The 24,237-nt window shown below is 69.3% G+C and carries 20 protein-coding genes; 18 read left to right on the top strand and 2 right to left on the bottom strand.

Annotation, left to right across the window (positions count from 1 at the left end):
* Window positions 1–3 precede the first annotated feature (3 nt).
* From AT701_RS12185 to mutM, 8 genes are all read left to right on the top strand, one after another.
* Window positions 4–3,387 carry a pyruvate carboxylase gene (locus AT701_RS12185; protein ID WP_011728326.1) on the top strand — a complete coding sequence of 1,128 codons (3,384 nt, stop codon included), beginning with the start codon at window positions 4–6 and terminating at the stop codon, window positions 3,385–3,387.
* Entirely contained in the window at window positions 3,384–3,938 is a 555-nt protein-coding gene (gene rsmD, locus AT701_RS12190; RefSeq protein ID WP_029104349.1) for a 16S rRNA (guanine(966)-N(2))-methyltransferase RsmD, read from the top strand. The genes AT701_RS12185 and rsmD overlap by 4 nt, the downstream gene beginning before the upstream one ends.
* Before the next feature lie 25 nt (window positions 3,939–3,963).
* A complete protein-coding gene (gene coaD / locus AT701_RS12195; RefSeq protein WP_011728327.1) occupies window positions 3,964–4,440 on the top strand; it encodes a pantetheine-phosphate adenylyltransferase in 477 nt (158 codons plus the stop codon).
* A gap of 82 nt (window positions 4,441–4,522) precedes the next feature.
* Window positions 4,523–5,101: a hemerythrin domain-containing protein gene (locus tag AT701_RS12200; RefSeq protein ID WP_003893780.1), complete on the top strand. Its 579-nt coding sequence runs from the start codon at window positions 4,523–4,525 to the stop codon at window positions 5,099–5,101.
* Between the two features lie 122 nt (window positions 5,102–5,223).
* Window positions 5,224–5,961 (top strand): cell division protein SepIVA, encoded by a 738-nt coding sequence (gene sepIVA / locus AT701_RS12205; RefSeq protein WP_003893781.1) that lies wholly within the window; start codon window positions 5,224–5,226, stop codon window positions 5,959–5,961.
* A 69-nt stretch (window positions 5,962–6,030) separates the two neighbouring features.
* Window positions 6,031–6,642, top strand: a complete 612-nt coding sequence (locus tag AT701_RS12210; protein ID WP_011728328.1) for a YceD family protein — start codon at window positions 6,031–6,033, stop codon at window positions 6,640–6,642.
* Window positions 6,639–7,331 (top strand): ribonuclease III, encoded by a 693-nt coding sequence (rnc, locus tag AT701_RS12215; RefSeq protein ID WP_011728329.1) that lies wholly within the window; start codon window positions 6,639–6,641, stop codon window positions 7,329–7,331. The genes AT701_RS12210 and rnc overlap by 4 nt, the downstream gene beginning before the upstream one ends.
* Window positions 7,332–7,337: 6 nt before the next feature.
* Window positions 7,338–8,195, top strand: a complete 858-nt coding sequence (mutM, locus tag AT701_RS12220) for a bifunctional DNA-formamidopyrimidine glycosylase/DNA-(apurinic or apyrimidinic site) lyase (RefSeq protein WP_058125900.1) — start codon at window positions 7,338–7,340, stop codon at window positions 8,193–8,195.
* A gap of 18 nt (window positions 8,196–8,213) precedes the next feature.
* Here the strand turns inward: mutM and AT701_RS12225 are convergent, their stop codons facing one another.
* Window positions 8,214–8,975 (bottom strand): Rv0361 family membrane protein, encoded by a 762-nt coding sequence (locus tag AT701_RS12225; protein WP_003893785.1) that lies wholly within the window; start codon window positions 8,973–8,975, stop codon window positions 8,214–8,216.
* A 120-nt stretch (window positions 8,976–9,095) separates the two neighbouring features.
* On the opposite strand from AT701_RS12225, the gene AT701_RS12230 reads away from it, so the two are divergent.
* The 7 genes from AT701_RS12230 (at window position 9,096) to AT701_RS12260 (ending at window position 19,506) form a co-directional block, all read left to right on the top strand.
* Window positions 9,096–9,515: an OsmC family protein gene (locus tag AT701_RS12230; protein WP_003893786.1), complete on the top strand. Its 420-nt coding sequence runs from the start codon at window positions 9,096–9,098 to the stop codon at window positions 9,513–9,515.
* Window positions 9,512–9,808 (top strand): acylphosphatase, encoded by a 297-nt coding sequence (locus AT701_RS12235; protein ID WP_036453022.1) that lies wholly within the window; start codon window positions 9,512–9,514, stop codon window positions 9,806–9,808. Before AT701_RS12230 ends, AT701_RS12235 begins: the two co-directional genes overlap by 4 nt.
* 26 nt (window positions 9,809–9,834) lie before the next feature.
* On the top strand, window positions 9,835–13,422 hold the full coding sequence (smc, locus tag AT701_RS12240; RefSeq protein ID WP_011728333.1) for a chromosome segregation protein SMC: 3,588 nt from the start codon (window positions 9,835–9,837) through the stop codon (window positions 13,420–13,422).
* A 58-nt stretch (window positions 13,423–13,480) separates the two neighbouring features.
* Window positions 13,481–14,983 carry a signal recognition particle-docking protein FtsY gene (gene ftsY / locus AT701_RS12245; RefSeq protein WP_058125901.1) on the top strand — a complete coding sequence of 501 codons (1,503 nt, stop codon included), beginning with the start codon at window positions 13,481–13,483 and terminating at the stop codon, window positions 14,981–14,983.
* Between the two features lie 239 nt (window positions 14,984–15,222).
* Window positions 15,223–16,572: an ammonium transporter gene (locus AT701_RS12250; protein ID WP_003893791.1), complete on the top strand. Its 1,350-nt coding sequence runs from the start codon at window positions 15,223–15,225 to the stop codon at window positions 16,570–16,572.
* A 33-nt stretch (window positions 16,573–16,605) separates the two neighbouring features.
* The gene (locus AT701_RS12255) at window positions 16,606–16,944 is read left to right on the top strand and encodes a P-II family nitrogen regulator (RefSeq protein ID WP_003893792.1); all 339 of its coding nucleotides are present in this window, start codon (window positions 16,606–16,608) and stop codon (window positions 16,942–16,944) included.
* An 87-nt stretch (window positions 16,945–17,031) separates the two neighbouring features.
* The gene (locus tag AT701_RS12260) at window positions 17,032–19,506 is read left to right on the top strand and encodes a [protein-PII] uridylyltransferase (RefSeq protein WP_058125902.1); all 2,475 of its coding nucleotides are present in this window, start codon (window positions 17,032–17,034) and stop codon (window positions 19,504–19,506) included.
* Here the strand turns inward: AT701_RS12260 and AT701_RS12265 are convergent, their stop codons facing one another.
* Entirely contained in the window at window positions 19,507–20,340 is an 834-nt protein-coding gene (locus tag AT701_RS12265) for a helix-turn-helix transcriptional regulator (RefSeq protein ID WP_014877382.1), read from the bottom strand.
* Window positions 20,341–20,452: 112 nt separating this feature from the next.
* On the opposite strand from AT701_RS12265, the gene AT701_RS12270 reads away from it, so the two are divergent.
* From AT701_RS12270 to AT701_RS12280, 3 genes are all read left to right on the top strand, one after another.
* The gene (locus AT701_RS12270) at window positions 20,453–21,457 is read left to right on the top strand and encodes an aldo/keto reductase (RefSeq protein WP_011728336.1); all 1,005 of its coding nucleotides are present in this window, start codon (window positions 20,453–20,455) and stop codon (window positions 21,455–21,457) included.
* 65 nt (window positions 21,458–21,522) lie between these two features.
* Complete coding sequence (ffh, locus tag AT701_RS12275; protein WP_058125903.1) at window positions 21,523–23,091, top strand: signal recognition particle protein; 1,569 nt, start codon at window positions 21,523–21,525, stop codon at window positions 23,089–23,091.
* The gene (locus tag AT701_RS12280; protein WP_011728338.1) at window positions 23,091–24,167 is read left to right on the top strand and encodes an amidohydrolase family protein; all 1,077 of its coding nucleotides are present in this window, start codon (window positions 23,091–23,093) and stop codon (window positions 24,165–24,167) included. The genes ffh and AT701_RS12280 overlap by 1 nt, the downstream gene beginning before the upstream one ends.
* Window positions 24,168–24,237: the final 70 nt, after the last annotated feature.

Below are 24,237 nucleotides of genomic sequence, written 5' to 3' on the forward strand. Positions count from 1 at the left end.
CGCGTGATCTCCAAGGTGCTCGTCGCCAACCGCGGCGAAATCGCGATCCGCGCATTCCGTGCTGCGTACGAGATGGGCATCGCCACGGTGGCGGTGTATCCGTACGAGGACCGGAATTCGCTCCATCGGCTCAAGGCCGACGAGTCATATCAGATCGGCGAGGTGGGTCATCCCGTCCGCGCGTATCTGTCGGTCGACGAGATCATCCGCGTCGCCAAGCATTCGGGCGCCGACGCGGTGTACCCGGGCTACGGCTTCCTGTCGGAGAACCCCGATCTGGCGGCCAAGTGCGCCGAGGCGGGTATCACGTTCGTGGGACCGTCCGCCGAGGTGCTGCAGCTCACGGGTAACAAGGCACGCGCGATCGCCGCGGCGCGCGCCGCGGGCCTTCCCGTGCTGAGTTCGTCGGAGCCGTCGTCGTCGGTGGACGAGTTGATGGCCGCTGCCGCCGACATGGAGTTCCCGCTGTTCGTCAAGGCGGTCTCGGGTGGCGGCGGGCGCGGCATGCGCCGCGTCACCGACCGCGAGTCCCTGGCCGAGGCGATCGAGGCGGCCTCGCGGGAGGCCGAGTCGGCGTTCGGCGACGCGTCGGTGTACCTGGAGCAGGCCGTGCTCAACCCGCGTCACATCGAGGTGCAGATCCTCGCCGACGGCGCGGGCAACGTCATGCACCTGTTCGAGCGTGACTGCAGCGTGCAGCGCAGGCATCAGAAGGTCGTCGAGCTGGCGCCCGCGCCCAACCTGAGTGACGAACTGCGCCAACAGATCTGCGCCGACGCCGTGGCCTTCGCGCGCCAGATCGGGTACTCGTGCGCGGGCACCGTCGAGTTCCTGCTCGACGAGCGCGGCCATCACGTGTTCATCGAGTGCAATCCGCGAATCCAGGTGGAGCACACGGTGACCGAGGAGATCACCGACGTGGACCTGGTGTCCTCGCAGTTGCGCATCGCCGCGGGCGAGACGCTCGCCGATCTCGGTCTGTCCCAGGACCGGCTCGTGGTGCGTGGCGCGGCCATGCAGTGCCGCATCACCACCGAGGACCCGGCCAACGGCTTCCGACCCGACACCGGCCGCATCACCGCGTACCGCTCGCCGGGCGGCGCGGGCATCCGCCTCGACGGCGGCACCAACCTGGGTGCGGAGATCTCGGCGCACTTCGACTCCATGCTGGTCAAGCTGACGTGCCGGGGACGCGACTTCTCGGCCGCGGCCTCGCGCGCGCGCCGCGCCCTGGCGGAGTTCCGCATCCGCGGTGTGTCGACCAACATCCCGTTCCTGCAGGCGGTCATCGACGATCCGGACTTCCGCGCCGGACGGGTGACGACGTCGTTCATCGACGACCGGCCGCATCTATTGACCTCGCGGTCTCCTGCCGACCGCGGCACCAGGATCCTCAACTACCTGGCCGACATCACGGTCAACAAGCCGCACGGCGAACGGCCTTCGACGGTTTACCCGCAGGACAAGCTGCCGCCGCTGGATCTGCAGGCGCCGCCGCCCGCGGGATCCAAACAGCGCCTCGTGGAACTGGGGCCCGAGGGTTTCGCGGGCTGGCTGCGCGAATCCAAGGCCGTCGGCGTCACCGACACGACGTTCCGCGACGCGCACCAGTCGCTGCTGGCCACGCGTGTGCGCACCACCGGTCTGCTGATGGTGGCGCCGTACGTCGCACGCTCCATGCCGCAGTTGCTGTCGATCGAGTGCTGGGGCGGCGCGACCTACGATGTGGCCCTTCGCTTCCTGAAGGAAGACCCGTGGGAGCGGCTGGCGGCGCTGCGCGAGAGCGTGCCCAACATCTGCCTGCAGATGCTGCTGCGGGGACGCAACACCGTGGGCTACACGCCGTACCCGGAACTGGTCACCTCGGCGTTCGTCGAGGAGGCCGCGGCGACCGGTATCGACATCTTCCGGATCTTCGACGCGCTCAACAACGTCGAGTCGATGCGGCCCGCGATCGACGCGGTGCGGGAAACCGGTTCGACCATCGCCGAAGTCGCGATGTGCTACACGGGCGACCTCAGCGATCCCGCGGAGAACCTCTACACGCTCGACTACTACCTGAAGCTGGCCGAGCAGATCGTCGAGGCCGGCGCCCACGTGCTGGCGATCAAGGACATGGCCGGTCTGCTGCGCGCCCCGGCCGCCCACACGCTCGTGAGCGCGTTGCGCAGCCGGTTCGATCTGCCCGTGCACGTGCACACCCACGACACCCCGGGCGGTCAGCTCGCGACGTACCTCGCGGCGTGGTCGGCCGGCGCGGACGCGGTGGACGGCGCCTCGGCGCCGATGGCCGGGACCACGAGCCAGCCCGCGCTGAGCTCGATCGTCGCGGCGGCCGCGCACACCCAGTACGACACGGGCCTGGACCTGCGTGCGGTGTGCGACCTTGAGCCCTACTGGGAGGCGGTGAGAAAGGTCTACGCGCCGTTCGAGTCCGGGCTGCCCGGGCCAACCGGCCGCGTCTACACCCACGAGATTCCCGGTGGGCAGTTGAGCAACCTGCGTCAGCAGGCCATCGCGTTGGGCCTCGGCGACCGGTTCGAGGAGATCGAGGCCAATTACGCTGCGGCCGACCGGGTTCTGGGACGGCTCGTGAAGGTGACCCCGTCGTCGAAGGTGGTCGGGGACCTGGCGCTGGCGCTCGTGGGTGCGGGCATCACCGCCGAGGAGTTCGCCGAGGATCCCGCGAAGTACGACATCCCCGACAGCGTGATCGGCTTCCTGCGCGGTGAACTCGGGGATCCGCCGGGCGGATGGCCGGAACCGTTGCGCACCAAGGCGCTCCAGGGCCGCGGACCGGCCCGGCCGGTCGAGAAGCTGACCGCCGACGACGAGGCGTTGCTCGCCCAGCCCGGGCCCAAGCGGCAGGCCGCGTTGAACCGCCTGCTTTTCCCCGGGCCCACCGCCGAGTTCGAGGCGCACCGCGAAACCTACGGCGACACCTCATCCCTCAGCGCGAACCAGTTCTTCTACGGGCTGCGCTACGGCGAGGAGCACCGCGTGCAACTCGAACGTGGCGTGGAACTGCTGATCGGGCTTGAGGCGATCTCGGAGGCCGACGAGCGCGGCATGCGCACCGTGATGTGCATCATCAACGGTCAGCTGCGCCCGGTTCTCGTGCGCGACCGCAGCATCGCCAGCGAGGTGCCCGCCGCCGAAAAGGCCGACCGCAACAATGCCGACCACATCGCCGCGCCCTTCGCCGGTGTGGTGACCGTCGGTGTCGCAGAAGGTGACTCGGTGGACGCGGGACAAACCATCGCGACGATCGAGGCGATGAAGATGGAGGCCGCCATCACCGCGCCCAAGGCAGGCACCGTCGCGCGCGTCGCGGTCGCGGCGACCGCCCAGGTCGAGGGCGGCGATCTGCTGGTGGTGGTCAGCTGACCCGGATCATCGCGGGCTTTCTGGGTGGCCGACGCATCGAGGTGCCCAAGAGCGGTACCCGGCCCACCTCCGACCGGGTGCGCGAGGCGGTGTTCAACGCCCTGGCCGCGCGTCTGGACTTCGCTGGTCTGGCCGTGCTCGATCTGTACGCCGGATCGGGCGCCCTTGGGCTGGAGGCGATTTCGCGTGGCGCGAGCTCGGCGTTGTTCGTCGAGTCCGATCAGCGTGCGGCCGCGGTGATCGCCAAAAACATCGCGGCACTCGACGTCGCGGGTGCCACCGTGCGACGCGGCACCGCCGAATCGGTGCTGGCCGCGGGTACCACGCGCCCCGTGGACCTGGTGCTGGCGGACCCGCCGTACGACGTCGACGCACGCACCGTCGACGCGCTGGTGGTGGCGCTGGCCGACGGTGGATGGGTGCGCGCGGGCACGGTCGTCATGGTCGAACGGCGCTTCAACAGCGACCTCGTGACCTGGCCCGACGGCTGGACGGCGTTGAGTGCGCGCCGCTACGGCGACACGCGCGTCGAACTCGCGGAGGTCGGCTGAGCGTCGCCCTGTACCGTCGTCACCCATGAGCGGCGCGGTATGCCCCGGTTCCTTCGACCCGGTGACCCTCGGTCACATCGACGTCTTCGAGCGTGCCTCGGCGCAGTTCGACGAGGTCGTGGTGGCGGTTCTGGTGAACCCCAACAAGAAGGGCATGTTCGACCTCGACGAGCGCATCGCGATGATCGAGGAGTCCACGACCCATCTGCCGAATCTGCGGGTCGAATCGGGACAGGGGCTGGTGGTCGACTTCGTGAAGTCGCGCGGCCTGACCGCGATCGTCAAGGGTCTGCGCACCGGCACCGACTTCGAGTACGAACTGCAGATGGCGCAGATGAACAAGCACGTCGCAGGCGTCGACACGTTCTTCGTCGCGACGACACCGCAGTACTCGTTCGTGTCGTCGTCGCTGGCCAAGGAGGTCGCGTCCCTCGGTGGCGACGTGTCGGCGCTGCTGCCGTCGCCGGTGAACCGCAGACTGCAGGAGAAGCTCAACGGTTGAACCCGGCCGGTAGGGGGTAGTCCACGGGCGGCGCACACAGCCCATTGCGCCCATTCCTGAACACCCCCTCGGAGGATTCACCGTGGCCGATTCAAAGCCCAAGACGTTCGTGCAGTCGACCGACGACGTCGTCAGGTTTCTCACCGATCAGCACAACCTGATCAAGGACCTCTTCGAAGAGGTGCTCTCGGCGTCCGGCGACGACGCCAGGCAGACCGCTTTCGTCGAACTGCGCCAGCTGCTGGCGGTGCACGAGACCGCCGAGGAGATGGTGGTGCACCCGAGGGCGCGCGCCGCGGTCGACGGCGGCGACAAGATCGTCGACGCGCGCCTCGAAGAGGAACACAAGGCCAAGCAGCAACTGTCCGAGCTCGAGAAGCTCGACATCGGCTCGGCGGAGTTCATCACCGAACTGGAGAAGTTCCGCGAGGCCGTGCTCGATCACGCCGCCCACGAGGAGGCCGAGGAGTTCGTCAAGCTCTCCCGCGAACTCGACGCGCAGGAGCTCGAGCGGATGACCAAGGCCGTGCAGGCCGCGGAGGCGATCGCGCCGACGCGTCCGCATGCGGGCGTGGAGTCGGCGTCGCTGAACTTCGCCGTCGGTCCGTTCGCCTCGATGCTCGACCGGGCGCGGGACCTGATCGGCTCGGCCCTGAAGTAGCGCTGACGTGGTGACCTGGCGTCCGGCAACGCCACATGAGCGACACACCGATCATGCTCCACAGTCACAGGCGTAACACCAGGCACACTAGTCACTAACAACTAAGCCTGGAGGATGTTGCCGTGTACCGAGTTTTTGAAGCGCTCGACGAGCTCGGCGCGATCGTCGAAGAAGCGCGCGGTGTGCCGATGACCGCCGGCTGCGTCGTCCCTCGCGGGGATGTGCTCGAACTCATCGACGACATCAAGGACGCCATTCCCGGTGAACTCGACGACGCACAGGACGTGCTCGATGCCCGCGACTCGCTGCTGCGCGAGGCCAAGGAGCACTCCGAATCGGTGATCTCGGGTGCCAACGCCGAGGCCGACAGCGTGCTCAGCCATGCCCGTGCCGAGGCCGACCGCCTGCTGGCCGATGCAAAAGCCCAGGCAGACCGCATGGTCGCCGAGGCGCGTCAGCACAGCGAGCGGATGGTCACCGAGGCGCGCGAGGAAGCGGCCCGCCTCGCGGCGGCAGCCAAGCGCGAGTACGAGGCCAGCACCGGCCGCGCCAAGGCCGAGGCCGACCGGCTCATCGAGAACGGCAACATCTCGTACGAGAAGGCGATCCAGGAGGGCATCAAGGAGCAGCAGCGCCTGGTGTCGCAGACCGAGATCGTGGCGACCGCCAACGCAGAGGCCACGCGGCTCATCGACGCGGCGCACGCCGAGGCCGACCGTCTTCGTGGCGAGTGCGACATCTACGTCGACAGCAAACTGGCCGAGTTCGAGGAGTTTCTCAACGGGACCCTGCGGTCGGTCGGCCGCGGACGTCACCAGTTGCGGACCACCGCGGGGACACACGACTACGTGACCCGCTGAGCATCTGCTCAACCTGCGGTGACGGCGACGTGCCGCGGCGCGAATATGGCGTCGCCGTAGGATTGCGGTATGGCGACGCATGCGAACGCGGCGAAGCACCGCGAGTCACGATCGCCGCTGGTGCTCGATGTCTCACGTCTGGGCAGGCGGCCCGGGTCGATGTTGACGCACCGCGAGACCGTGCCCAGCCCCGCACGAATCGGCTTGGATCTCATCGCGATTCGACCGGGCGCTGAACTCGACCTCGATCTGCGGCTGGAATCGGTTTCCGAGGGCGTACTGGTGACCGGGACGGTCTCGGCGCACACCGAGGGTGAGTGTGCGCGGTGCCTGACCGCGATCAGCGGCGACGTCGAGATCGACCTCACCGAGTTGTACGCCTACCCCGACAGCACCACCGACGAGACGTCGGAGTCCGACGAGATCGCCCGGGTCGGCGCGAGCGGTCGACCCGACACCGTCGACCTGGAACAGCCGATCGTCGACGCGGTCGGTATGTCCCTTCCGTTCGCGCCGCTGTGCCAACCGGACTGCCCCGGACTGTGCCCGGACTGTGGCATCCCGCTGGCCACGGCCGAACCGGGCCACGGTCACGAGAAGATCGATCCGCGGTGGGCCAAGCTCGCAGGCATGCTGCAGGACGATTCGAAGGACAGGGACAGAGCCGGGGGAGATGCGTGACCGATTCGCATGCAGCGCTGTTGGAGGCGCTGGGTGTGGCACTGCCTGCCGAGTTGTTGACGATCGCCCTGACCCACCGCAGCTATTCGTATGAGAACGGCGGCCTGCCGACCAACGAGCGCCTGGAATTCCTCGGCGACGCCGTGCTCGGCCTGACCATCACCGAAGAGCTGTACCACCGCCATCCCGACCGTGCCGAGGGTGATCTCGCGAAGCTGCGAGCCAGCATCGTCAACACCCAGGCGCTCGCCGACGTCGGCCGCGGGCTCACCGACGAGGGCCTCGGTGCGCATCTGTTCCTCGGCAAGGGCGAGGAGAACTCCGGCGGCGCCGACAAGTCGAGCATTCTCGCCGACGGTGTCGAATCCCTCTTGGGTGCAATCTATCTCGAACACGGCCTGACCGTTGTCCGCGAGGTCATCCTGCGCCTGTTCGGCGAGCTCCTCGACACCGCGCCCACCCTCGGTGCGGGCCTGGACTGGAAGAGCAGTCTGCAGGAACTCACCGCGGCGCGCGGTCTCGGCGCACCGGCGTACGTGGTGACCTCGACCGGGCCCGATCACGACAAGGAGTTCTCGGCCACCGTGGTGATCGGCGAGGCCGAGTACGGCCACGGTGTGGGCCGGACCAAGAAAGAGGCCGAACTCAAGGCCGCCGCGAGCGCCTACAAGACGCTCGACGAGTCGTGATCGCCGATGCCTGAGCTTCCCGAGGTCGAGGTCGTCCGCCGCGGGCTGGCCGAGCATGTGACGGGAAAGACGATCACCGGTGTGCGCGTGCACCATCCGCGGGCGGTGCGTCGCCACGAGGCCGGCCCGGCGGATCTCACCGCACGACTGCTCGACGTGCGGATCACCGGCACCGGCAGGCGCGGAAAGTACCTGTGGCTCACCCTCGATGACTCCGCGGCGTTGGTGGTGCATCTCGGGATGAGCGGGCAGATGCTGCTCGGCCCGATCCGTGACACGCGGCACCTGCGCATCGCGGCGGTGCTCGACGACGGGACCGCACTGAGCTTCGTCGATCAGCGCACGTTCGGCGGGTGGCAATTGACCGAGATGGTCACGGTCGACGGCACCGATGTGCCGGAGCCGGTGGCGCACATCGCGCGTGACCCCCTCGATCCGCTCTTCGATCGCGACCGTGTCGTCACGGTGTTGCGGGGCAAGCACTCCGAGATCAAACGTCAACTGCTGGACCAGACCGTGGTGTCCGGCATCGGCAACATCTACGCCGACGAGGCCCTGTGGCGCACGAAGATCAACGGGGCGCGCATCGCCGCGGCCCTGCTGCGCCGCCGTCTCGCCGAACTGCTCGACGCCGCGGCCGAGGTCATGACCGATGCCCTCGGACAGGGCGGCACGTCGTTCGATTCGTTGTACGTCAACGTCAACGGTGAGTCCGGGTACTTCGACCGGTCGTTGGACGCCTACGGCCGCGAGGGTGAGCCGTGCCGGCGGTGCGGTGCGATCATGCGCCGCGAGAAGTTCATGAACCGCTCGTCGTTCTACTGCCCGAGATGTCAGCCGCGTCCGCGGGTGCCTCGGGTCTGACAGGTCGGTGGCAGCCGATCAGTTGAAGCCCGGGAAGTTCGACAGCGTCGGCGAATCGGACATGCACACCTTCCATTCGCCGCTCTCCTTGCGGAAATGCATTGTGCCCGTACTGCCTCGGCTCTCGATCTTCGCGGTGGCCTTGTCGCCGTCGACGGTGATGTCGCCGATCGTGGCGTTCGCGTCCGGCGTCTCCATCGGCGGGCTGTCGATCAGTGAGGGGTCGATGCCGAGTTCTTCGAGCGCCGACATGTCGAACAGGGCCTGATCGCCCGCACAGAAGTAGTTGTCCAGCGCGGTCGAGAAGTTGCTCGTGGATCCGACGTCCTTGAGCAGCTGCTGAATGGCCTTCTGGTCGCTGGACTGCGAGGGCACCAGCAGGACGACGACGAGCGCGATGATCGCCACCAGGACGACCACGGCCGCGATGGCGCCGCCGATGATGAGGCCCTTTTTGTTGCTTGAGGGCGGCTGCGGTTGCGGATACCCCTGCGGGCCGTACCCGTACGGCTGCTGCCCGTACTGGGGCTGCCCGTACTGGGGCTGCCCGTATTGCGGTTGCCCGTACTGCTGCTGTCCGTACGCGGGCTGCTGCGGATATCCGTAGGCCTGGGGGTCGTACTGCGGGGCCCCGTAAGCAGGCTGCGCGCCCGGTGCGGAACCCGGCTGGTAGCCCTGCTGTGCGTCGCCGTACTGCGGGTAGGCCTGCGGCGGCTGCTGCCAGGGACCGTCGGGTCCCGGCGGCGGCGATGCGGGCGGATTGCTCGGCGGGTAAGTCACTGTGCTCCTCAGCGGAAGGCGGTACGCCAGTCTATCCCCAGCACGGCCGGCCGGGGCGGCCGACAATCGGGCTGAAACACTGCGGGAATACCCGCTCGGCGCGGCGTGTAGAAATAGCGCATGACCGATCTCTGGGTTGAGCGTACGGGTGTGCGCCGCTACACCGGCCGCAGTTCGCGGGGCGCCGAGGTGCTCGTGGGCAACGAGGATGTCGAAGGCGTGTTCACGCCGGGCGAGCTCATGAAGATCGCACTGGCCGCGTGCACCGGGATGGCGAGCGACCAGCCGCTGAGTCGCAGGCTCGGTGAGGATTACCCGGCCACCATCCGCGTGTCGGGTGCGGCCGACCGCGAACGCGAGGTCTACCCGCACCTTGAGGAGAAGCTCGAGATCGATCTGTCCGGTCTGTCGGAGGCCGACGTCAAGCGCGTGCTCACGGTCGTCGAACGCGCCGTCGACCAGGTGTGCACCGTGGGGCGCACGCTCAAGTCGGGCACGGAGGTCACGTTCTCGGTGGCCGACACCGTCCTGCCGAAATGACCGGGCCGGGGCCTCGCCGCGACGAGGCGCGTCTGAGCGCCTGGGTGCACGGGCGCGTGCAGGGCGTGGGGTTCCGCTGGTGGACCCGGGCGCGTGCGCTGGAACTCGGGCTGACGGGGTTTGCCTCGAACCGGCCCGACGGTCGTGTGCATGTTGTGGCGCAAGGGTCTCGTGAGGCCTGTGAGAAGCTGCTTGAGCTGCTGCGGAGCGGCGAAACCCCCGGGTCGGTGGACAAGGTGATCGCCGATTGGGCCGAACCCGACGCCACGATGACGGGGTTCAGCGAAAGGTAGCCGACGCGGCGGTAGGGTAAGGCGTCGTGCACCTCAAGAGTCTGACGCTCAAGGGCTTCAAATCCTTTGCCTCGCCGACGACTCTGCGCTTCGAACCCGGTATCACCTGCGTCGTCGGCCCCAACGGTTCCGGAAAATCCAACGTCGTCGACGCGCTCACCTGGGTGATGGGGGAGCAGGGCGCCAAGACGTTGCGCGGCGGCAAGATGGAGGACGTCATCTTCGCGGGCACGTCGTCGCGTGCCCCGCTCGGCCGCGCCGAGGTGACGCTGACCATCGACAACTCCGACAACGCGCTGCCGATCGAGTACTCCGAGGTGTCGATCACCCGACGGATGTTCCGCGACGGGGCGGGCGAGTACGAGATCAACGGCGCCAGCTGCCGGTTGATGGACGTCCAGGAACTGCTGAGCGATTCGGGTATCGGCCGCGAGATGCACGTCATCGTGGGCCAGGGCAAGCTCTCGGAGATCCTCGAGTCGCGCCCCGAGGACCGCCGCGCGTTCATCGAGGAGGCCGCGGGCGTCCTCAAACACCGAAAGCGCAAGGAAAAGGCGGTCCGCAAGCTCGATTCGATGGCCGCGAACCTCGCGCGCCTCACCGACCTGACCACCGAACTGCGCCGCCAGCTCAAACCGCTGGGCCGCCAGGCCGAGATGGCGCGCCGGGCCGCGACCATCCAGGCCGACCTGCGTGACGCGCGGCTGCGGCTGGCCGCCGACGACCTGGTGCGCAGACAGGTCGAGTTCCAGAATACCAATCAGGCCGAGACGGCGCTGCGCAAGGAGCACGAGGAGCTGACCGTGCGCCTGCAGTCGGCCACGGTCGAACTGCAGGCCCACGAGGCCGCGGTGGCCGAGCTGACACGCCGCGCCGAAGCCGCGCAGCAGACCTGGTTCCGGGCGTCGGCGCTGGCCGAGCGGGTCGGCGCGACCGTGCGCATCGCGACCGACCGCGCCCAGATGCTCGACTCCGAACCTGAGATGTCCTCGGGCCGCGACCCCGATGCCCTGGAGGCCGAGGCCGAGGAGGTCGCCGAACTCGAAGCGCAGCTGCTCGACGAACTGTCCGAGGCGCGCATCGCGCTGGAGACGGCCCGTGCAGAGCTGGCCGAACGTGAGCAGATCGCGGCCGACGCCGAGCGTGCCCACATGGCCGCCGCGCGCGCCGAGGCCGACCGCCGCGAGGGCCTGGCACGCCTGGCCGGCCAGGTCGACACCATGCGCACGCGCGTCGAGTCGATCGACGAAGGCGTCCTGCGGCTCTCGGTCAGCATCGAGGAGGCCGCCGCCAAGGCCGAGCACGCGCAGGCCGAGTTCGAGGACGTGCAGAGCCGGGTCGGTGAACTCGACGCGGGCGAGGTCGGTCTCGACGAGCACCACGACCGCACGGTCGCCGCACTGCGTCTCGCCGACGAACGCGTCGCCGAACTGCAGGCCGCCGAACGCGCCGCCGAACGCCAGGTCGCGTCGCTGCGCGCGCGCATCGAGGCGCTGTCGGTGGGTCTCGACCGTCGCGACGGTGCCGCGTGGTTGCAGAAGAACCACAGTGGCGGAGGGCTTTTCGGGTCCATCGGAGATTTTCTGAGGGTGCAGCCGGGTTACGAGGTGGCCGTGGCGGCCGTGCTCGGCGCCGCCGCCGACGCGTTGGCGGCCGAGAACTTCGGTGCGGCGGCCGCGGCGGTCGCCGCGCTCAAGGAGTCCGACGGCGGCCGTGCGGCGATCGTCCTCGGCGACTGGAACGCCATCGGCTCGTCACCACAGGCGGCCCTGCCACCTGGTGCGACGTGGGCGACCGACTTGGTGTCGGTGCCCGACCGCCTGCGCGGCGCGGTCACGGCGATGCTGACCGGCGTGGCCGTCGTCCCCGACATGGCCGCCGGGCTGGCGCTGGTGTCCTCACGCCCCGAACTGCGTGCCGTGACCACCGAGGGTGATCTCGTCGGTCCGGGCTGGGTCAGCGGCGGATCGGACCGCAAACCCAGCACGCTGGAGATCGCATCCGAGATCGACAAGGCGCGCGCCGAACTGGAGCAGGCCGAACGGCAGACCAGCGAGCTCGGCGCGGCGCTGTCGGGCGCGCTGGCCGAACAGTCCGCGCGCCAGGACGCCGCCGAGCAGGCGCTGGCCGCGCTCAACGAATCCGATGCCGCGATCTCGGCGATCTACGAGCAGCTGGCCCGGCTGGGGCAGGAGGCCCGCGGCGCCCACCAGGAGTGGCAGCGCCTGATCAAGCAGCGCGACGAGCTCGAGGCCGGACGCACCAAGACCGTCGAGGAGCTGCGCGAGCTCGAGTCGCGGCTGTCCAACGCCGAGCAGACGCCGATGTTCGACATCGAGCCCGTCGACCGGCAGGAGACCGTCGCGGCCGCCGAGGCCGCCCGCGCGGTCGAGGTGGAGGCCCGCCTGGCCGTCCGCACGGCCGAGGAACGCGCGAATGCCGTTCGCGGGCGGGCGGATTCGCTGCGCCGCGCGGCCGCGGCCGAACGTGAGGCGCGGGTTCGTGCCCAGCGCGCCCGCGAGGCCCGCGAGTACGCGGCGCGCGTCGCCGCGGCGGTGTCGGAGTGCGGGCGTCAGATCGCCGGGAAACTGAGTGCGGTGGTGGCCGCTGCGGCGCGCAGCCGCGACGAACTCGCCACCGAACGGCAGCTGCGGGTGAACGCGCTCGGTGAGATCCGCGAGGAGGTCACCGCGCTCAACAACCGGATCAACACGCTCACCGACGCCCTGCACCGCGACGAGATGGCCAAGGCCCAGGCCCAGCTGCGGATCGAGCAGCTCGAGGCCCAGGTGCTCGAACAGTTCGGCATGTCGGCCGGCGACCTGGTGGCCGAATACGGTCCGCAGGTGGCGCTGCCGCCCAGCGAGCTGGAGATGGCCGAGTACGAGCAGGCCAAGGAGCGCGGCGAACAGGTGACCGCGCCCGCGCCGATGCCGTTCGACCGCGCGACACAGGAACGCCGCGCCAAGCGCGCCGAGCGTGAACTGGCCGAGCTGGGCCGCGTCAACCCGCTCGCGCTCGAGGAGTTCGCGGCGCTGGAGGAGCGCTACAACTTCCTGTCCACGCAGCTCGAGGACGTCAAGGCCGCCCGTGCCGACCTGCTCGACGTGATCGCCGACGTCGACAACCGCATCCTGCAGGTGTTCACCGAGGCGTACGCCGACGTCGAGCGTGAGTTCGAGCAGGTGTTCGCCACGTTGTTCCCGGGCGGCGAGGGCAGGCTGCTGCTGACCGACCCGAGCGACATGCTGACCACGGGCATCGAGGTCGAGGCCCGGCCGCCGGGCAAGAAGATCAAACGCCTCTCGTTGCTGTCCGGCGGCGAGAAGTCGCTCACCGCGGTGGCGATGCTGGTCGCGATCTTCCGCGCGCGCCCGTCACCGTTCTACGTCATGGACGAGGTCGAGGCCGCGCTCGACGACGTCAACCTGCGCAGGCTCATCAGCCTGTTCGAACAGCTGCGGGAAAAGTCGCAGCTGATCGTGATCACGCATCAGAAGCCGACCATGGAGATCGCCGACGCGCTCTACGGCGTCACGATGCGCGGAGACGGCATCACGACCGTGATCTCGCAGCGCATGCGCGGCCAGGAGCTGGTCTCCAACCCCAGCTGAGCCCCGGCCGACCCCCCGGCCGGTCGGCACCACCCCGCGCGGCTGAGACAATGGCCCGGTGACAGAAGGTGCCTTGATAGGTCTGTGGGTCGCGATCGCGGTCGTTGCCGTACTGCTCGTCGTTGCGATCGTCGTCGGTTTGGTCCGGTATCGGCGTCGCAAGATCAAGCTCTCGGCTCCCGAGCCCAAGAAGACGATCGACCGCTCGGGCGGCTATACGGCGTCCTCGGGCATCACCTTCAGCCAGGGCGGCACGGCGCCGCCGGCCGAGCGGATCGACACCACGGGTCTGCCCGCGGTGGGCGACGACGCCACGATCCCGCGCGATGCGCCCAAGCGGCCCATCGCCGACGTCCAGCTGCCCGAACCGGCCGTCGAGCCCGAGGCCCCGCCTGCGCGGGATTCCGTCGCCGCGCCTCCCGAGGCTCCCGCGCCGCCTGAGCCTGCTGCCGAGCCCGCCCCGGAGCCGGCACCCGAGCCGGCACCCGAGCCCGCCCCGGAGACCACGGCCGAGCCCGTCACCGAACCCGAACCGGTCGTCGAAGCTGCCCCCGAGGTGACACCACCGGTCACCGAGACCGCGCCGGTCGAGGCGCCGCCTGCGGCTCCCGAGGCGACACCGTCGGCGATCGAGGAGATCGCGCCCGCAGAGGGCCGTCTGGGCCGGCTGCGCGGCAGGCTCGCCAAGTCGCAGAACGCGCTGGGCCGCAGCATGCTCGGCCTGCTCGGCGGCGGCGACCTCGACGAGGAGTCCTGGGAGGAGGTCGAGGACACCCTGCTGATCGCCGACCTCGGACCCGTGGTGACCGAATCGGTCATCGGGGCCCTGCGCACCGAGATGGCGGCCAAGAACGTGCGCACCGAGGCCGACGCGCGCGCCGTGCTGCGCGAGGTCCTGATGGCCGAGCTGAGGCCCGAACTCGACCGCTCGATCCGCGCGCTGCCGCACGCCGACAAGCCGTCGGTGCTGCTGGTCGTCGGCGTCAACGGCACCGGCAAGACCACCACGGTCGGCAAGCTCGCACGCGTGCTGGTGGCCGACGGACGGCGCGTCGTGCTCGGCGCCGCCGACACGTTCCGCGCCGCGGCCGCCGACCAGTTGCAGACGTGGGGCTCGCGCGTGGGCGCCGAGGTGGTCCGCGGACCCGAGGGCGCCGACCCGGCGTCGGTCGCGTTCGACGCGGTCGACCACGGCATCTCCGCGGGCGCCGACGTGGTCGTCGTCGACACCGCGGGCCGGTTGCACACCAAGACCGGTCTGATGGACGAACTGGGCAAGGTCAAGCGCGTGGTCGAGAAGCGCGCCGCGGTCGACGAGGTGCTGCTGGTGCTCGACGCGACCATCGGCCAGAACAGCCTGCCGCAGGCGAAGGTCTTCGCCGAGGTCGTCGACATCACCGGTGTGGTGCTGACCAAGCTGGACGGGACGGCCAAGGGCGGCATCGTGTTCCGCGTGCAGCAGGAACTCGGGGTGCCGGTCAAACTCGTCGGTCTGGGTGAGGGGCCCGACGATCTGGCGCCGTTCGAGCCGGGCGCGTTCGTCGACGCACTGCTGGGGTAGCGCTGCGCCCCGGTCTGAAGGCGGGATCGCGGCGCCGCAGCGGGAGTGTTTGCGGGGCGTTACAGCCGGCGTTCGCTGTGCTACGACCTGTGCTTTGTCGGCGGGAAACATGAGCGTAACAGTGATCGGGATTGCGTTCACTTTCCGGAAACGCAACGGCAGCACCGGCGAAACGCCGGCAACAGAATCTCATCGGGAGGCCGATCCGTCGGCGCACTTCCCAAGGAGGTTCACACAAAGTGGTCTTAGCCCTACCTGACGAATCGTTCGCCGCATTCGACAGCGGCGATACGGCGTGGGTGCTCGCGAGCGCCGCGCTGGTGTTGCTGATGACGCCGGGCCTGGCGTTCTTCTACGGCGGACTTTCTCGGCAGAAATCCGTACTGAACATGATGATGATGTCTTTTGGAGCCCTGGGCGTCGTCAGCGTTATCTACGTACTGTGGGGCTACTCGATGTCGTTCTCGTCCGGCCACACCGGTGGCAGCGACATCGCGGGTATCTTCGACAACCCGTTCTCGCTGTTCGGCCTGAGCCAGCTGCTCGAGACGCGTGAGATCGACGGCACCGAGCTGTCGGTGATCGGCGGCTTCGGCACCGTCCCCGCGATCGTGTGGGTGGGCTTCCAGCTGACGTTCGCGGTGATCACCGTCGCGCTGATCAGCGGTGCGCTGGCCGAGCGCGTCAAGTTCGGCACCTGGCTGGTGTTCTCGGGCCTGTGGGTCACCCTGGTGTATTTCCCGCTGGCGCACATGGTTTGGGGCGGCGGCCTGCTGTCCGACAACGAGCGTGGCTTCGCGTCGTGGCTGTTCGGTACCACCGAAGGCGATGACGGATCCGTCTCGGCCACCGTCGCGCCGATCGACTTCGCCGGTGGCACCGTGGTGCACATCAACGCCGGTATGGCGGCCCTCGTGCTCGCGATCATCGTCGGACGCCGCCGCAACTTCGGCAAGATGGCCTTCCGTCCGCACAACATCCCGTGGGTCATGCTCGGCGCCGCGCTGCTGTGGTTCGGCTGGTTCGGCTTCAACGTCGGCTCCGAGGGCGCTGCCGATGCGGTCTCCGGCCTGGTCTGGGTCAACACCACCGCCGCGACCGCGGCCGCGATGCTGGGCTGGCTGCTGGTGGAGCGCATCCGTGACGGTCACCCGACCAGCGTCGGTGCGGCCTCCGGTATCGTCGCCGGCCTCGTCGCCATCACGCCGGCCTGTGGTGCCCTGAGCCCGGTCGGCTCGCTGATCCTCGGCGCGATCGCCGGTGCGCTGTCGGCACTCGCGATCAGCCTGAAATACAAGTTCGGCTACGACGATTCGCTCGATGTCGTTGGCGTGCACCTGGTTGCGGGCCTGTGGGGCACCGTCGCCATCGGCCTGTTCGCCACGGAGACCGGCCTGTTCTACGGCGGCGGCATCCAGCAGCTGGTCGTCCAGATCGTGATCGCCGTCGTGGCAACCGTATTCACCGCCGTCATGACTGCCATCATTGCGTTGGCCCTCAAGCCGATGGGCTGGCGTGTGACAGATGAAGATGAGGCCACCGGTATCGATGAGACCGAGCATGCGGAAACGGCTTACGAGCTCGCCTGATCGGGAACAATTGCCCTGGAAGGGATGGAATCTATGAAGCTGATTACTGCGATCGTCAAGCCGTTCACGCTGGAAGATGTCAAGACGGGCCTGGAGCAGACGGGCATCTTGGGCATGACCGTCAGCGAGGTTCAGGGCTACGGGCGCCAGAAGGGCCATACTGAGGTGTACCGCGGTGCCGAGTACTCGGTGGACTTCGTGCCCAAGGTCCGGGTGGAGGTCGTCGTCGACGACTCCGCCGTCGACAAGGTCGTCGACGTCATCGTCCAGGCTGCGCGCACCGGGAAGATCGGTGACGGCAAGGTGTGGGTGAGCCCGGTGGAAACCGTGGTCCGTGTTCGCACCGGGGAGCGGGGAGCCGACGCCCTGTAGGGCGCGGAGCGGTCTCGACCACAGTCGACCGCTCCCGGCCGGCACCGTGTGAGCGTTCTTAGGTAATGGCCGGGGGAGGAAGACGAAATGACAGAACACAAAACACAATCCGCCGGAGCCTCTCACAAGGGGGCTCCGGCGGGTTCGTCACGGCCGGCCAATGACCTGGCTGCGGCGGTCAGTCAGCTGCTCACCGGTGGTCCGCGGCAACTGGATTCGGCCGCGCTGCGTGACGCGCTGCTCGATCTCTACGAATTCTGGCTCACCACAAAGGCAACCGAACTCGGCATCACCGCCGACAGCGGCTTCGCGATCGTCGCGACCGGCGGTCTGGGGCGCGGCGAGATGCTGCCGTACTCAGACCTCGATCTGATGCTGCTGCACGACAACATGCCCGTGGACGTCGTCACCGAGGTGGCCGAGAAGCTGTGGTATCCGTTGTGGGACGCCAACATTCGCCTCGATCACAGCGTCAGGACGGTGCCTGAGGCGCTCAAGGTCGCCGGCGAGGACATCTCGGTGGGCCTGGCGATGCTCGACGTGCGCCACATCGCGGGTGACGCGGACCTGTCGTCGCTTCTGGTGGGCGGTGCCCGCAGGCAGTGGCGCATCGGGATCGCGTCGCGTTTCGAGGAACTCGTCGAACACGCGCAGGCGCGCTGGCAGCGCAGCGGCCAGATCGCGCACCGCGCCGAGCCCGACCTCAAGTCGGGGCGTGGCGGACTGCGCGACGTCCAGCTGCTCAACGCGCTCGCGATCGCGCAACTCGCCGACGTGTACCCCAGCCGCGCACTGGCCTCGCCCACCGGAACGCTCGGCGGTGCGCACCTGGCACTGCTCAACGTGCGCACCGAACTTCACCGCGTGTCCGGGCGCGGCCGTGAACTCCTGCTGGCGCAGCACGCCGACGAGATCGGTGCGGCACTGCGCATCGGCGACCGGTTCGACCTGGCGCGCATGCTCTCGGACGCGGCCCGCACCGTCAGCTACTACGTCGATTCGGGGATCCGTACGGCGGCCAACGCGTTGCCGCGCCGCGGATTCGCCGCGTTGCGTCGCCCCGTGCGCCGACCGCTCGACGAGGGCGTCATCGAGTTCGCCGGCGAGGTGATCCTCGCGCGCGACGCGCGGCCCGAACGCGACCCCGGCCTGGTGCTGCGGGTCGCGGCGGCCTCGGCCACCACGGGTCTTCCCATCGCGGTGTCCACGCTGAGCCGCCTGGCCGAGACCGCACCGGAACTGCGCACGCCGTGGCCGAGCCAGGCGCTCAAGGATCTGCTGGTGCTGCTGGCCGCGGGCCCCGCGGCGGTGGCGACCATCGAGGCGCTGGACCGCACGGGCCTGTGGGGCAGGCTCTTCCCCGAATGGGGTGCCGTGCGCGACCTGCCGCCGCGAGATGTGGTGCACATCTGGACCGTCGACCGGCATCTGGTCGAAACAGTTTCGCGGGCAAGTGCTTTCACCACCCGGGTGTCGCGGCCCGATCTGCTGCTGCTCGGCGCGCTGTGTCACGACATCGGCAAGGGCCGCGGCGGCGACCACAGCGTCATCGGCGCCGAGCTGGCCACGCAGATCGGCACGCGGCTGGGGCTGTGGCCGTCGGACATCGACGTGCTGTCCAAGCTCGTGCGCTACCACCTGCTGCTGCCGGAGACGGCAACCCGGCGGGATCTGCAGGACCCCAAGACCATCGCCGCGGTCGTCGACGCGCTGGGCGGCGACATGGTGGTGCTGGAACTGCTCGACGTGCTCGCCGAGGCCGATTCGCTGGCCACCGGACCGGGTGTGTGGGGCGACTGGAAGGCGTCGCTGATCGGGGATCTGGTGCGCCGCTGCCGGCTGGTGATGGCCGGTGAACCGCTGCCGCACCCGGATCCCATCGACCCGCGGTTCCTCGAGATCGCCGCGGACGTCGGGGTGCACGTCGAACTCACGCCGGGCGACGGTCAGCACATCTTCAACGTCACGATGATCGCGCCCGACCGCCGGGGCCTGCTGTCGAAGGCCGCAGGCGTGCTGGCGCTCAACTCGCTGCGGGTGCATTCGGCGTCGGTGAACAGCCACGAGGGTTCGGCGATCAACACGTTCGTGGTGTCCCCGCACTTCGGTTCGCCGCCCGCGGCCGATCTGCTGCGCCAGCAGTTCGTGCTGGCACTCGACGGCGATCTGGACGTGATCGGCTCGCTGGAGCGACGTGAGCGCGAGGCCGCACAGTATCCGACCACGCGTGCGGGGGAGATCCTCGCCGCGGTGCCTGCCAACCACGTGCCCGCACCGCCGCGCCTGCTGTGGGCCGACGGCAGCAATCCCGGTGAGCTGATCGTGCAGATCCGCACGATCGACCGCGCTGGTCTGCTCGCGCGGCTCACCGCGGTGTTCGAACGCGACGGCGTCGACATCGCGTGGGCCAAGGTGACCACGCTGGGCTCGTCGGTGGTCGACGCGTTCGGGATCACCACCGCCGACGGCCGCACCGAGCAGGTGCGTCAGGAACTCGAGCGCGACCTGTACGCGGTGCTGCCCACCCCGCCGCCTGCCAAGCCCGCCGAACAGGCCAGCTGATCAGCCGAGGGCCTGGTCGCCGATCACGGTGAGCAGGCGCAGATCGTCGGCCGCCGAGGATCCGGCGGGCGGCGTGAGCACGACGAGCTGCTGGCCGTCCGCGGCGGCCAGGACCTCACAGTCCAGCGTGATGGGTCCGACGTGCGTCGAAAAGGTCTTGCGCTGCAGGCGCCGCACGGCCACCTCGTGACGCGACCACAGTTCGGCGAACTCGGGGCTGCGCGCCAGCAGGCCGTCGACGAGTTCGCGCATATCGGCTTCGGTGCGTCGCCGGGCCCACGCCGCGCGCAGGTCGGCCACCATGATGCGGCTGTGCTGGTCGTGCTCGACGTCCGGGAACTGTTCGCGCACAACAGGATCGATGAACCACTGCCAGATCATGCTGGCCTCCACCGTGGTCTCGGCGGTGGTGAGGTCGCCCATCAGAAGTTTGGCCATGGCGTTCTGCGCCAGCATGATCCCGGTGTCGGTGCACACGAACGCGGCGGCGTCGCGCATGCGGTCCAGGACGAACAGCAGCGCGGGACGCACATGTGTCGAGAGCCCGCCCCGGTCCGGTACGGCGTGACCCGCCAGGCGGTAGAGGTGGTCCCGTTCGTCGTCGGTGAGGCGCAGGGCGCGAGCCAGCGCCCGCAGCATCTGCGGTGACGGCTGCGGGCCGCGGGCCTGTTCGAGCCGGCCGTAGTAGTCCACCGACATGCCCGTCAGCTGCGCGACCTCTTCTCGTCGCAGGCCCGCGGTGCGCCGCCGCGGGCCCTCGGGCAGTCCGACGTCCTGCGGCCTGATCGCCTCCCTGCGCCGGCGCAGGAACTCGGCCAGCGCGTCTCGGTCCATCGGCTCGCCCATCGCTTCATTGTCTCCCCGGGGCGGGGGTCGAGACAGGGACCGCGGATCCCTGGTTACACACGTCGTTGTCACCGTCGGCGCCCGGACGAACACTGGGCCCATGCGAACCAAGACACTGGGAACCCTGACCACCTCGGCGGTCGGCCTCGGCTGCATGGCGATGTCGGGACCGTACGGCGAAGCCGATCGCGCCGAGAGCATCGCCACCGTCCAGGCCGCGCTCGACGCGGGCATCACCTTGCTGGACACCGCCGACTTCTACGGCAGCGGGCACAACGAGATGCTGCTCGCCGAGGCGCTGCGCGGCAGGGCCCGCGACACCTACCTTCTGAGCGTGAAGTTCGGCGCCCAGATCGGCCCCGGCGTCACCTGGCTCGGCTTCGACGCGCGATCCGTGGCCGTCAAGAGCGCGGTGGCGTATTCACTGCAGCGTCTCGGGACCGACCACATCGACATCTGCCGCCCCGCGCGTCTGGACCCCGCGGTCCCCATCGAGGAAACCGTCGGCGCCATAGGCGAACTCGTCGACGCCGGCTACGTGCGGCACATCGGGCTGTCGGAGGTGGGCTCGGACACGATCCGGCGGGCGGCCTCGGTGCGTCCCATCGCCGACCTGCAGATCGAGTACTCGTTGATGTCACGCGGCATCGAGAACGACATCCTCGACACCTGCCGTGAGCTGGGTATCGGCATCACCGCGTACGGCGTGCTCTCACGCGGTCTGCTCAGCGGCCACTGGACGCCGGGCGGCGGCCGAGAAGGCGACGCCCGCTCGGCGTATCCGCGGTTCTCGGGCGCCAATTTCGAGCGCAACCTGGCGCTGGTCGACGCGCTGCGCGGCGTGGCCGACGAGCTGGGCGTGTCAGCGGCGCAGGCCGCGATCGCCTGGGTGGCCACCCGCGGTGACGACGTCGTACCGCTGATCGGCGCACGCACCCGCACGCGCCTGTCCGAGGCCCTCGGCGCCGTCGATCTGACGCTCACCGGTGAACAGCTCGCGCGCATCGAATCGGCCGTGCCTGCCGACGAGGTGGCGGGGGACCGTTACACCGCCCAGCAGATGGCGGCCCTCGACTCCGAGCGCGTTCCCGCCGACCACCCCTGAGCGCCCCGGGGCCGGGCCCGTGGCGTGCGGCGACGTCGCGATTGCGCGCCCGTTAGGCTTGTCACGTGTTTGAAAGCCTGTCTGACCGGTTGACCGGTGCCCTGCAGGGGCTACGTGGCAAGGGGCGGTTGACCGACGCCGACATCGATGCCACGACGCGCGAGATCAGGTTGGCCCTGCTGGAGGCAGACGTCTCGCTGCCGGTCGTGCGTGCGTTCGTCGCGCGCATCAAGGAGCGCGCGAAGGGTGCGGAGGTCTCCGCGGCGCTCAACCCCGCGCAGCAGGTGGTCAAGATCGTCAACGAGGAGCTCATCGGCATCCTCGGTGGCGAGACCCGCCAGCTGGCGTTCGCCAAGACGCCGCCGACGGTCATCATGCTGGCCGGTCTGCAGGGTGCCGGTAAGACCACCCTGGCGGGCAAGCTCGCCAAGTGGCTCAAGGACAAGGGTCACAGCCCGCTGCTCGTGGCGTGTGACCTGCAGCGCCCCGGCGCGGTCAACCAGCTGCAGATCGTCGGTGAACGTGCGGGCGTCGCGGTGTTCGCGCCGCACCCGGGTACCGCGCCCGGCGCCCACGAGACCGAGGGCGCAGGCCCCGGCGACCCGGTCGCGGTGGCCGCCGCGGGTCTGGCCGAGGCCAAGACCAAGCTGTATGACGTCGTGATCGTCGACACCGCGGGCCGCCTGGGCATCGACGACGTGCTGATGGCGCAGGCCGCGGGCATCCGCGACGCCGTGCAGCCCGACGAGACGCTGTTCGTGCTCGACGCGATGATCGGTCAGGACGCGGTCGCGACGGCCGAGGCGTTCCGCGAGGGCGTCGGCTTCACCGGCGTGGTGCTCACCAAGCTCGACGGCGACGCGCGCGGTGGTGCCGCGCTGTCGGTCCGCGAGGTCACGGGCGTGCCGATCCTGTTCGCGTCGGCCGGCGAGAAGCTCGAGGACTTCGACGTCTTCCATCCCGACCGCATGGCCAGCCGGATCCTCGGCATGGGTGACGTGCTCACGCTCATCGAGCAGGCCGAGCAGGTCTTCGACGCCCAGAAGGCCGAGGAGGCCGCCGCCAAGATCGGCACCGGTGAGCTGACGCTGGAGGACTTCCTCGAGCAGATGCTCACGATCCGCAAGATGGGGCCGATCGGCAACCTCTTGGGCATGCTGCCCGGCGCGGGGCAGATGAAGGACGCGCTGGCCGCGGTCGACGACAAGCAACTCGACCGCGTGCAGGCCATCATCCGCGGTATGACGCCGCAGGAACGCGCCGATCCGAAGATCATCAACGCGTCGCGCCGCCTGCGCATCGCCAACGGCTCCGGTGTCACGGTGTCGGAGGTCAACCAGCTCGTCGACCGGTTCTTCGAGGCCCGCAAGATGATGTCCTCGATGGCCGGGCAGATGGGCATGGGGTTCGGGCGCAAGAGCGCGACCCGCAAGGCCGCCAAGAGCAAGGGCAAGAAGGGCAAGAACGCCAAGAAGGGGAAGGGACCGACCCAGCCGAAGGTGCGCAACCCGTTGGGCGCGGCGGGGCTGCCCGGTGGCTTCCCGGACCTGTCGAACATGCCCAAGGGCCTCGACGAACTGCCGCCCGGTCTGGCCGACTTCGACCTGTCGAAGCTGAAGTTCCCCAACAAGTAGTGTCCGCGCTGCACGTCCGCGGCCGCGGTCTGCCCGACGGTGAACCCGTCGAGTGGTGGATCGCCGACGGCGTGCTGTCCGCGGAGCCGATCGCGGGCGCCGACACCGTGTTCGGCGCGGGCGGCGAACTCGGTTGGATCATCCCGGGTCTGGTCGACGCGCACTGTCACGTCGGCCTCGGTCCTGGCGGCGCGGTCGGCATCGACGAGGCCGTCGCGCAGGCCGAGACCGAACGCGATGCCGGTGCGCTGCTGCTGCGCGACGCCGGATCGCCTCTGGACACACGCAGTTTGGACGATCGCGAGGATCTGCCGCGCATCATCCGTGCGGGCAGGCACCTCGCACGGCCCAAGCGCTACCTGCCCGGCGTGCCGATCGACATCGAGGACGAATCGCAGTTGCCCGCCGTGGTGGCCGAGCAGGCGCGGTGGGGCGACGGCTGGGTCAAGCTGATAGGCGACTGGATCGACCGTGGTGCAGGCGATCTCGCGCCGCTGTGGTCCGACGACGTGCTCAGGGCCGCGATCGACGCCGCACACGCCGAGGGTGCGCGGGTCACCGCGCACGTGTTCGGCGAGGACGCCCTGCCCGGCCTGATCGGCGCGGGCATCGACTGCATCGAGCACGGCACGGGCCTGACCGACGACACCATCGCGTCGATGGTCGAACACGGCACGGCGCTGGTGCCGACCCTGATCAACGTCGAGACCTTCCCGGGCATCGCCGACGCGGCGGGCAAGTACCCGACCTACGCCAGGCACATGCGGGATCTGTACGCCTCGTGCTACGAGCGTGTCGCGGCCGCGCACGATGCGGGTGTGCCGATCTTCGCGGGCACCGACGCGGGCGGCACCATCGGCCACGGCCGCATCTCCGACGAGGTCGAGGCGCTCAAACGTATCGGCATGACCCCCACTCACGCGCTCGGCGCGGCGTGCTGGGACGCGCGGGCCTGGCTCGGCCGTCCCGGACTCGAGCACGGCGCATCGGCCGATCTGCTGTGCTTCGACGAGGATCCGCGCGTGGCCGGTGCGGACCATCCGGATCTGGTGATCCTGCGCGGCCGCATTTTCTAGTTTCGCCGAGATCGACGAAAATGCCGCTGCGAGAGCGTTTTCACGACAGTTGCGTGGCTCTCGGCGTGAA

The organism is Mycolicibacterium smegmatis, assembly GCF_001457595.1.
GTDB lineage: Bacteria > Actinomycetota > Actinomycetes > Mycobacteriales > Mycobacteriaceae > Mycobacterium > Mycobacterium smegmatis.

Coding starts and splice junctions, on each gene's coding strand:
- mutM (WP_058125900.1), top strand. CDS start 7,338: ATGCCTGAGCTTCCCGAGGTCGAGGTCGTCCGCCGCGGGCTGGCCGAG.
- AT701_RS12230 (WP_003893786.1), top strand. CDS start 9,096: ATGACCGATCTCTGGGTTGAGCGTACGGGTGTGCGCCGCTACACCGGC.
- AT701_RS12255 (WP_003893792.1), top strand. CDS start 16,606: ATGAAGCTGATTACTGCGATCGTCAAGCCGTTCACGCTGGAAGATGTC.
- AT701_RS12235 (WP_036453022.1), top strand. CDS start 9,512: ATGACCGGGCCGGGGCCTCGCCGCGACGAGGCGCGTCTGAGCGCCTGG.
- AT701_RS12270 (WP_011728336.1), top strand. CDS start 20,453: ATGCGAACCAAGACACTGGGAACCCTGACCACCTCGGCGGTCGGCCTC.
- AT701_RS12210 (WP_011728328.1), top strand. CDS start 6,031: ATGGCGACGCATGCGAACGCGGCGAAGCACCGCGAGTCACGATCGCCG.
- coaD (WP_011728327.1), top strand. CDS start 3,964: ATGAGCGGCGCGGTATGCCCCGGTTCCTTCGACCCGGTGACCCTCGGT.
- AT701_RS12265 (WP_014877382.1), bottom strand. CDS start 20,340: ATGGACCGAGACGCGCTGGCCGAGTTCCTGCGCCGGCGCAGGGAGGCG.
- AT701_RS12260 (WP_058125902.1), top strand. CDS start 17,032: ATGACAGAACACAAAACACAATCCGCCGGAGCCTCTCACAAGGGGGCT.